8 protein-coding genes are annotated in these 10,226 nt (G+C 41.0%); all 8 read left to right on the forward strand.

The window, feature by feature from the left end; all coding sequences use genetic code 11:
* Window positions 1-27 precede the first annotated feature (27 nt).
* The 8 genes from ISALK_RS11980 to rnr all read left to right on the forward strand — a co-directional run bounded on the left by ISALK_RS11980 (window position 28) and on the right by rnr (window position 9,969).
* Window positions 28-1,218, forward strand: a complete 1,191-nt coding sequence (locus ISALK_RS11980) for a phosphoglycerate kinase (protein WP_160722610.1) — start codon at window positions 28-30, stop codon at window positions 1,216-1,218.
* Window positions 1,219-1,253: 35 nt separating this feature from the next.
* On the forward strand, window positions 1,254-2,000 hold the full coding sequence (gene tpiA, locus ISALK_RS11985; RefSeq protein ID WP_160722612.1) for a triose-phosphate isomerase: 747 nt from the start codon (window positions 1,254-1,256) through the stop codon (window positions 1,998-2,000).
* A gap of 15 nt (window positions 2,001-2,015) precedes the next feature.
* A complete protein-coding gene (gene gpmI, locus ISALK_RS11990; protein ID WP_160722614.1) occupies window positions 2,016-3,539 on the forward strand; it encodes a 2,3-bisphosphoglycerate-independent phosphoglycerate mutase in 1,524 nt (507 codons plus the stop codon).
* Window positions 3,540-3,588: 49 nt separating this feature from the next.
* The gene (gene eno / locus ISALK_RS11995) at window positions 3,589-4,878 is read left to right on the forward strand and encodes a phosphopyruvate hydratase (RefSeq protein ID WP_160722616.1); all 1,290 of its coding nucleotides are present in this window, start codon (window positions 3,589-3,591) and stop codon (window positions 4,876-4,878) included.
* Between the two features lie 189 nt (window positions 4,879-5,067).
* Window positions 5,068-5,295 (forward strand): preprotein translocase subunit SecG, encoded by a 228-nt coding sequence (gene secG, locus ISALK_RS12000; protein WP_160722618.1) that lies wholly within the window; start codon window positions 5,068-5,070, stop codon window positions 5,293-5,295.
* A gap of 33 nt (window positions 5,296-5,328) precedes the next feature.
* The gene (locus ISALK_RS12005; RefSeq protein ID WP_160722620.1) at window positions 5,329-7,338 is read left to right on the forward strand and encodes a sodium-translocating pyrophosphatase; all 2,010 of its coding nucleotides are present in this window, start codon (window positions 5,329-5,331) and stop codon (window positions 7,336-7,338) included.
* A gap of 94 nt (window positions 7,339-7,432) precedes the next feature.
* Window positions 7,433-7,738 (forward strand): DUF1294 domain-containing protein, encoded by a 306-nt coding sequence (locus ISALK_RS12010; RefSeq protein WP_371723945.1) that lies wholly within the window; start codon window positions 7,433-7,435, stop codon window positions 7,736-7,738.
* 41 nt (window positions 7,739-7,779) lie between these two features.
* Entirely contained in the window at window positions 7,780-9,969 is a 2,190-nt protein-coding gene (rnr, locus tag ISALK_RS12015) for a ribonuclease R (RefSeq protein ID WP_160722622.1), read from the forward strand.
* The last annotated feature ends 257 nt before the right edge of the window (window positions 9,970-10,226 follow it).

Raw genomic sequence — 10,226 nt, forward strand, 5'->3', positions numbered from 1 at the left:
CAGAAAACTATAACAAAGGAGGCCACTATGAATAAAAAGACGATAAAGGACCTAAAAGTTAAGGATAAAACGGTTTTGGTCCGTTGCGATTTTAATGTCCCCCAGGACAAGGAGGGAAATATTACGGATGACCGAAGAATCAAAGGGGCTTTAAACACCATTCAGAACTTGAAGAAAGAGGGGGCAAAAGTCTTATTGATTTCTCATTTAGGTAGACCTAAAGGGAAACCCGATGATAAATTGAGTCTCAAACCGGTAGCGGATCGTTTGAAAGAGTTGTTGGGCGCGGAGGTAAAATTTTTTCAGGATGAAGCGGTAATCAGTGAAAAGACCAAGTCGGAAGTATCCACTATGAAAGCCGGAGATATCGGATTGTTGGAAAACATTCGTTTTCGCAAGGAAGAAACTGACAATGACGACGGCTTTGCTAAGGAATTGTCCTCACTGGGCGATCTCTATGTCAATGATGCCTTTGGTACTTCCCATAGAGCCCATGCCTCGAACTTTGGGTTAGCGAAAAATCTACCATCCGCAGTGGGTTTCCTTGTAGAAAAGGAACTGGAGTTTTTCACAAAAACCCTAGAAAACCCCAAAAGACCCTTTGTAGCCATTGTTGGAGGGGCCAAGGTTTCGGATAAAATCGGTGTAATCAATAATCTTTTAGGAAAAGTGGACCAGTTGATTATCGGTGGAGGTATGGCCTATACTTTCCTAAAGGCGAAGGGCTATGATGTGGGTAAATCTTTGTTGGAAGAAGACAAAATTATCCTCGCTAAAGAGCTTATGCAGAAAGCCAAAAGCGAAGGAGTCGACTTGATTCTTCCTGTGGACACTATTGTAGCAAGGGAATTTGATAATGATGCTGAACATTGGACCGTAGAGGTAGAATCTATCCCTGAAGATACTATGGGGTTGGATATCGGAAAGGCATCTATCGAGCTGTTTGATGATACAATCCAAAAGGCCAGTACAATTATTTGGAACGGCCCGATGGGGGTCTTTGAAATGAGCAGTTTCGAAAAGGGAACTAAAGCTATGGCAAAAAGCTTATCCAATAGCCACGGAGTAACGATCATCGGGGGTGGCGACAGTGCAGCGGCGGTAGAAAAATTTGGTTTTGCAGATCAAATGAATCATATATCCACCGGCGGCGGAGCTTCTCTAGAGCTTTTGGAAGGAAAAATTTTACCGGGAATAGACAGCATTGAAGATCGATAAATAAAATGCCTCAGCAAAGGAGTCGTGATGGAATAATGAGAATACCGATTATTGCAGGAAACTGGAAAATGAATAAAAATAAAAAGGATACGAAGAAGTTTATTGAGGACTTTGAAGCCTTAATCGGAGATACCGAGGTGGAAGTGGTTATATGTCCACCCTTTACCTCCTTAGACTCCGCCTCCCAAATGCTCAAAAATTCTTCCGTAAAATTAGGTGCTCAAAATATGAGTTGGGAAGACCATGGGGCATTCACCGGCGAAGTTTCTCCGGAGATGTTATTGGAGCAACAAGTGGAGTTTGTAATTATAGGTCACTCGGAAAGACGGCAGATATTTAGTGAAACCGATGATCGAATCAACAAAAAAGTTCTTAAGGCTTTAGAAAAAGAACTGCGTCCGATTTTGTGTGTGGGAGAGACGTTAGAGGAAAGAGAAGGAGAAAAAGCCTTTGAGGTTGTTAAAAATCAACTGGTTCAAGGACTTAAAAATATCAGCGGCGAGGATGCTTCGAAGGTCGTTGTAGCCTATGAGCCGGTGTGGGCAATCGGGACAGGCAAAACTGCTACCCCGGAAGATGCCAATGAAATGGCAGCGTTTATTCGAAATACTATTAAAGAACTTTACACGGAAGAGATCTCCGAGGAAATGATCATTCAATATGGAGGCAGTGTGAAACCCGGGAATGTGGAAGAAATCATGAACCAGACGGATATTGACGGAGCCTTGGTTGGAGGCGCCAGTCTTGAAGCAAAGGATTTTATTGAGATTGTGAACTTTTAGAAAGTGGGGTTTTTTATGAAAAAACCAGTAATGCTAATGATCCTGGACGGTTTAGGATTAAGAGATGAAATAGAGGGTAATGGAGTAAAACAGGCGGATATGAAAAATCTGCAGTATTATATGAGTAATTATCCAAACACCATTTTAAAGGCCAGCGGAGAGGCGGTAGGTCTTCCGGAAGGACAAATGGGAAACTCGGAAGTAGGACACTTAAATATCGGTGCCGGACGGGTTGTTTATCAGGAACTGACCAGGATTTCCAAGGATATACGGGAGGATCAACTGAAAGATAACCCAAGGCTTAAAGACTTGATTACTCATGTGAAAAGCAAGGGGCAAAAACTTCATCTTCTGGGTCTACTATCCGATGGCGGAGTCCATAGTCATAACAAACATTTATATGAGCTATTGAAAATTGCCAAAGAACAGGGATTGAAAAAAGTATATATTCATTGTTTTCTTGACGGCAGGGATACTCCGCCGAAAAGTGCAAAGGACTATATCCGGGAGTTAGAAGAAAAAATTCAAGAAATCGGCGTCGGAGAAATTGCCACTGTAGCCGGCAGATATTATGCAATGGATCGTGACCTTCGATGGGAACGTACGGAAAGAGCTTATCAAGCTTTAGTTTACGGCGTCGGGAAAAATGTGGAAGATCCCGAAAACGCCGTAATAGAGGCCTATGAGGAAGGGATTACCGATGAGTTTATGCATCCTCTGGTGGTTTCCAATATTGATGGGACCATAGAAAAAAATGATGGGTTGCTGTTTTTTAATTTCCGGGCAGATCGGGTAAGACAAATGACTCGGGCCCTTACGGAAGACCAATTCAATGAGTTTCCTGTAGCAAAGGATTTAAATTTACACTATGTAACCATGACCCAGTACGATAAAAACTTTGCTTCGGTACCGGTGCTATATCCTCCGGCGAAACTAGATAATACCCTAGGAGAATACTTAAGTCGCCATAACTTAGCTCAGTTACGTATCGCCGAAACTGAAAAGTATGCTCATGTAACCTATTTTTTCAACGGGGGAGTGGAAAAGGAAAACCCGAAGGAAGACCGAGTTATGATTCCTTCGCCAAAAGTTGCGACCTATGATATGAATCCTGAAATGAGTGCTGAGGCAGTAACGAATAAGCTGTTGGAGAAGCTTGAAAACAACCCTTATGACTTTATTGTGATTAATTATGCAAATCCGGATATGGTCGGTCATACAGGGGATATGCAGGCTTTGATTAAAGCTTTAAAAACCGTGGACAGAGAAATGTATCGGATTGTTCAAAGGGTACTGGAAATAGAGGGTACGGTTCTGATGACAGCGGATCATGGAAATGCGGAAGAAATGTATGACTATAAAGAGCAAAAACCCGTAACAGCCCACACCACAAACAATGTACCGCTGATTCTAATTCAGAATCATCCAAAACATCTCAATGATTTTGGGAGTCTTTGTGATCTAGCACCCACAATACTAGAACTTTTAGAATTATCAAAACCTCCTGAAATGAAAGGGAGTAGCCTTATAAGAAAATAATTGACTCATTCAACAACCAAATATAACCAGGATGAGAAAGGAGATTTATATGGATACTATTACACAGATCTACGCAAGAGAAGTATTTGACTCAAGAGGGAATCCGACCATCGAGGTGGAAGTGGAATTGGAAAGCGGCGGAAGAGGTCTTGGAATTGTTCCTTCTGGAGCCTCCACAGGAGCTTTTGAAGCCGTAGAATTACGGGATGGAGATAGCAACCGCCTTTTTGGAAAAGGAGTATTGCAAGCGGTTGAAAATGTAAATCAAGTGATTGCTCCGGAACTGATCGGTCTCAACGGATTAGATCAGCAAATGATTGATGAGACCATGATTGCTTTAGATGGAACAGAGAACAAAGGAAAGTTGGGAGCAAATGCAATACTCGGAGTATCCATTGCAACGGCTAAAGCGGCAGCGGATACATTAGGCCTACCCTTATACAAATACCTGGGTGGTGTAAATGCCAAGGACTTGCCAGTTCCGATGTTAAACATCTTAAATGGAGGGGCTCATGCGGACAACAACGTAGATATTCAAGAGTTTATGATTATGCCCGTGGGGGCGGATTCATTTAAAGAAGGCATGGTTCAGTGTGTAGAGATTTATCACACATTGAAAAAAGTATTGCAAAAAGAAAATCTGGCCACGGGAGTTGGTGATGAGGGGGGCTTTGCGCCGAACCTTTCCTCTAATGAAGAGGCTTTACAAATTATCATTCGAGCCATTGAAAAAGCAGGATACACGCCGGGGACGGACATTAAACTTGCCTTAGATGTTGCTGCTACAGAGATTTATGATGGAGAAACGAAGGTTTATAAGCTTGCCAGTGAAGGTGTAGAAAAGACCGCAAAAGAGATGGTGGATTACTATGAAGAACTGGTAGAGAAGTATCCGATTATTTCCATAGAAGACGGTCTAGATGAAGAAGACTGGGAAGGTTGGAAAGAACTTACGGATCGGTTAGGACATAAAATTCAAATTGTGGGGGACGATCTTTTCGTTACCAATACCCAAAGATTGAAAAAGGGGATTGACGGTAAGATTGCTAATTCCATCTTAATCAAGTTGAATCAAATCGGAACTATTACTGAAACCTTGGATGCTATTGAAATGGCAAAAAGAGCGGGATATACCAATGTGATTTCTCATCGGTCCGGAGAAACTGAAGATTCTTTTATCGCTGATGTAGCCGTTGCCACAAATGCGGGACAAATTAAAACCGGAGCCCCTGCAAGAACAGACAGGGTTGCAAAATATAACCAATTGCTTCGAATAGAACACCAACTAAAAGGCAGAGGAAAGTATCGAGGGGAAGAAACTTTCTATAATATTAAATAACAACCATATTAAATTTATATAATACAAAGCTTATTGAAGTAATACAAAAAACTAATCTCTATTATAAGGGGTTAGTTTTTTATTGGAATTTCTTCGATCCATAGAAAATCCTAAAAACAATTCCATTGATTTTACCCTTTGCCTGTGATAGAATAACTATGTTAAGAACAAGCATAGGAGGTGGAGGAAATGAGATTAGCATTAATGGTGGGACAGGTTATAGTATCGCTGGTTCTAATTGCAAGTATACTATTACAATCTGGAAAAAGTGCAGGTTTATCCGGTTCAATATCCGGTGGTGCAGAACAATTAATGGGACGAAAAGGCAAGGGGTATGAAGCATTACTAAACAAAGCAACTACAGTTGCAGCTGTGCTTTTCATCGGAATTGCATTAGCCCTCGTGGCAATACAATAATAAAATTTCATAACGTAGAGGAGGAATAGAAAGATGGAAATTGTACTCATTGCACCTATTCTAGGTGTTATTGCGCTTATTTTTGCCTACTTTTTAACAGCCAAAGTGAAAAAAGTAGATGCCGGAACCGATCGTATGAAAGAAATTGCAAACTACATACATGAGGGTTCCATGGCATTTTTAACAAGAGAGTATAAAGCTTTAGTTCTTTTTGTTGCAATTGTATTTATTGTTTTAGGACTTGGTGTTAACTGGCTTACGGCTCTTTGCTTTATCATCGGTGCACTTTTCTCTGGATTTGCCGGCTTTTTCGGTATGCAAGTGGCAACCATGGCAAATGTACGTACCACCAATGCAGCAAGAGAAAACGGTATGAACAAAGCCCTGGATGTTGCTTTTTCCGGTGGCGCCGTGATGGGAATGAGCGTTGTGGGCCTGGGGCTATTAGGCGTGGGCGGTCTTTTCTTTATCCTGGAAGGTACCCAAGGAGCAGAATCGGCGGCTCAAATCATTACTGGTTTTGCTTTTGGAGCATCTTCTATAGCGTTGTTCGGCCGTGTCGGTGGCGGAATTTATACAAAAGCTGCTGATGTTGGTGCTGACTTGGTTGGAAAAGTTGAAGCGGGAATTCCTGAAGATGATCCTCGAAATCCTGCAACTATTGCAGACAACGTAGGAGATAATGTAGGAGACGTTGCAGGAATGGGAGCGGACCTTTTTGAGTCCTATGTTGGATCCATCATCTCGGCAATTGCTTTAGGTTTGTTAGCTTTTGGTCTTGAAGGAGCAATGTTCCCATTACTTTTAGCGGCCACAGGAATTCTAGCATCCATTATCGGAACTTTCTTTGTTAAAGGAAAAGATGGTACAGACCCTCAAAAATCCTTAAAGGCCGGGACGTGGGTAAGCGGTATTATTACTGTAGTTGTAGCATTTTTCTTAAGTAATTATTTACTGGATGCCATCGGACCTTTTGTAGCAATTGTTGCCGGCTTGGTAGTGGGAATGCTTATCGGTCAACTAACAGAAGTATACACTTCTGAAAAATACGGTTATGTTAAGAAAATTGCAAATCAGTCGGAAACTGGAGCCGCGACTACAATCATCAGTGGCCTGTCCGTTGGGATGCTTTCAACAGCTATTCCGATTCTTTTCATTTGTATTGGAATCTTTGTAGCTTTTAGCTCTGCTGGATTGTATGGTATTGCCTTAGCGGCAGTTGGAATGCTTGCCACAACCGGTATGACTGTGGCGGTGGATGCTTACGGTCCGATTGCGGATAATGCCGGAGGAATCGCAGAAATGTGTGATTTGCCACCGGAAGTTCGTGAAACAACGGATAAGCTGGATGCTGTTGGAAACACTACTGCAGCCATTGGTAAAGGGTTTGCTATCGGATCTGCGGCACTGACAGCTCTTGCTTTATTTGCCACCTATACAGAAGCGGTTCAACTAACAGAAGTGGGTATCAGTGTAACAGAGCCAACGGTTATCATCGGTCTTTTAATTGGTGGCATGCTTCCCTTCTTATTCTCAGCGCTTACCATGGAAGCTGTAGGCAAAGCAGCCTTTGAAATGATCGGAGAAGTTCGAAGACAATTCCGTGAGTTCCCTGGAATTATGGAAGGAACAGAAAAACCCGATTATGCCCGATGCGTTGATATCAGTACGAAAGCTGCTCTACGAGAGATGATTATTCCCGGAATTTTAGCCGTAGCCTCCCCTATTGTAATGGGAATACTACTTGGACCTGCAGCAGTAGGAGGACTACTTGCCGGTGCATTAGCATCAGGGGTTGTGCTTGCTATCATGATGGCCAATGCCGGCGGTGCTTGGGATAATGCGAAGAAGTATATTGAAGGCGGTGAGCACGGAGGAAAAGGGAGTGAAGCCCATAAGGCTGCAGTTGTTGGAGATACAGTTGGAGATCCTTTTAAGGATACCTCCGGACCATCCATCAACATCCTTATTAAGCTGATGACTATTGTATCCGTTGTATTTGCTCCTTTATTCTTAAGCATTGGCGGATTGTTAAGTCTATAAAATATAATTTTCATAAACAGCCTAGGTGCTGATTATGTATTTCGAAAGGCCCCTAATCTAATATGATTAGGGGCCTTTCTATAGGGGGAGACAAGTGGATATACAAAATAGCAATATGGAATTTGGGATGATCGTTTATTTTTATATAACCATACTTTCGGTGCTGGGTTTTATCCTTATGGGCCGGGATAAAAAAAGTGCAGAAGATCGAAGAAGTAGAGTTTCAGAAAATCAGTTGATGTTCATATCCATTTTGGGAGGAAGTGTGGGAATTCTAATTGGAATGTTGATTTTTAAGCATAAAACTTCTAAAAAGAAGTTTTATATCGGAATACCGGGTATATATATACTGCAGTGGGCTTTTTTGTTCGGGTTGCTATATTATAACTTATCGTTATAAGCATCTCTAAAAAGAATGCCCTATAGAAGGAGGGAAAATATTTGAAAATTAAAGAAAGATTACTGGATTATATGGAACGGTCGGCATATAAACCGATGCTGAAAAAAGAATTGATGGATGCCTTTAGCATTGACAAAAATCAACGTAAAGAATTTGGTGAAGCCTTGAAAGAAATGGAAAAGGAAGGCTATATTATTCAAACAAAAACTAATCGGTATGCTGTACCGGAACGATTGGACCTTGTAGTGGGAAGGTTGGAAGTTTTTCCGAAAGGATTCGGTTTTTTGATCTCCGAAAAAAAAGATTCGGAAGACCTTTTTATTCCTCCGGGAGCAATGAATGGTGCCATGAATAATGATAGGGTAATCGGAAGAATTGAATCTCCTAAAACAGAAACCAGTCGTGCGGAAGGTGAAATCATCCGGATTATTAAAAGGGGTAATAAAGAAATTGTTGGGACCTATGAAAGCAGTAAAAATTTTGGTTTTGTCATTCCCGACGATAAAAGAATTCAACAGGATATCTTTATTCCAAAGGGGAAGGAAAAAGGGGCTTCCACTCGACAAAAAGTTGTCTGTCAAATTGTAAAATGGCCCGAGGGCAGAAGAAAAAGTCCGGAAGGTAAAGTCAGTGAGATTCTTGGATACCAGGAAGACAAAGGCGTAGATATTCTCTCAATTATCAAACAACATCAACTGCCTTTGGAGTTTCAGAAGAATGTACTAAGTGAAGCAGAGGGACTTAAGGATGAAATTCCGAAAGCGGAACTGCAGCGGCGGAAGGATTTAAGAAATCATACCATTGTGACCATCGATGGTGCCGACGCGAAGGATTTAGATGATGGAGTTTCTTTAGAAAAGTTAAATAATGGAAACTTTAAGCTAGGGGTACATATCGCCGATGTTACCCATTATGTAGGGGAAGGGACCTTCTTAGACGAAGAAGCTATGGAAAGAGGCACCAGTGTGTATTTAATTGATCGGGTAATTCCTATGCTTCCTGAAAAACTGTCCAATAACCTTTGTAGTCTTAACCCGAACACGGATAAGTTAGCTGTTTCTGTTTTTATGGAGATTGATTCTAAGGGAAATGTTCAAAAGGAAGAAATTTTTGAAAGTGTGATTAACTCGAAGGAACGTTTAGTCTATGAAGATGTTTCTGATATTCTGGAAGAGGAAGACCAGGAACTGATGAAAAGATACAAGGACTATCTTGGAATGTTTGATGCTATGAAAGAACTTAGCCAAATCCTAAGAAAAAAACGTATGGATCGGGGAGCCATAGATTTTGACTTTCCCGAAGCCAGAATTATTTTGGATGATGAAGGAAATCCGGTAGATATTGAAGAAGAAGAACGCAGAATCGCCAACAGAATTATTGAAGAGTTTATGCTTGTATGCAATGAAACCGTAGCTGAACGTTACCATTGGTTGGAAATCCCTTTCCTATATCGTATCCACCAGGAACCGGACCTTGAAGAAATTCAAGAGTTTAATCGTTTTATTTATAACTTCGGTTATAAAATCAAAGGGATCCAAAATGAAGTCCATCCCAAGGCATTACAAGAAATTAATGAAAAAGTTAAGGGTAAAAAGGAAGAAAAAATGCTTAATACCCTGATGTTAAGATCCTTACAAAAAGCGGAGTATTCTGCAGATAACATTGGCCATTTCGGACTTGCTGCGGACTATTACAGTCACTTTACTTCTCCGATTCGAAGATACCCGGATCTGATGATCCATCGGATCATTAAATGGCATCTGAAGGAAGAGTTGTCAAAAAACTTATCTAAAAAACTTGAAAAGAATTTACCTAAGATTGCCGATCAATCCTCTACTAGGGAAAGGGAAGCCGCTAGTGCTGAGCGGGAGACTGTGGATCTGAAAAAAGCGGAATATATGTCCAATAAAATCGGAGAAGAGTTCGAAGGCGTTATCACCAGCCTCACCTCCTTCGGAATTTTTGTGGAACTTCCCAATACCATTGAAGGGCTTATTCGACTCAGTTCTTTGACCGATGACTATTACCATTACGATCGGGAAAACCAGCAGATTTTAGGAGAACGAAGAAAGAAGCGCTTTAGAATTGGAGATTCTCTTTTGGTAAAGGTGGCAAAGGTAAATGTTATGGAAGGAGAAGTGAATTTCACCTTAGTCAATGGAGAAAAATCGGAAGACCGAACTAAGGATAAGAAGGATTCCGGAAAAAAGGATCAAAATACGAAAAAATAGATAACTTAATTGTTATATTATGAACCGATGAAAAATCTATGGGAAACTGAAAGAGCAACGTTCAATAAATGTCAACCCTTTTAGAAAATGTCCTTAAATAGTTAAAACATAAGCACCAGATTGCTGGCGCTAATCGTGATTTTGTAAAATACAGAAATTACCAAGGTATAATGTTTTTGGGTAACCTTAATAAACTTGTTGCCTGGTATTTATTGTAAATGGGTTAAGCAGACTTATTTCGGTGGGCCTGTTTATGG

Source organism: Isachenkonia alkalipeptolytica, assembly GCF_009910325.1.
Lineage (GTDB): Bacteria > Bacillota > Clostridia > Peptostreptococcales > T1SED10-28 > Isachenkonia > Isachenkonia alkalipeptolytica.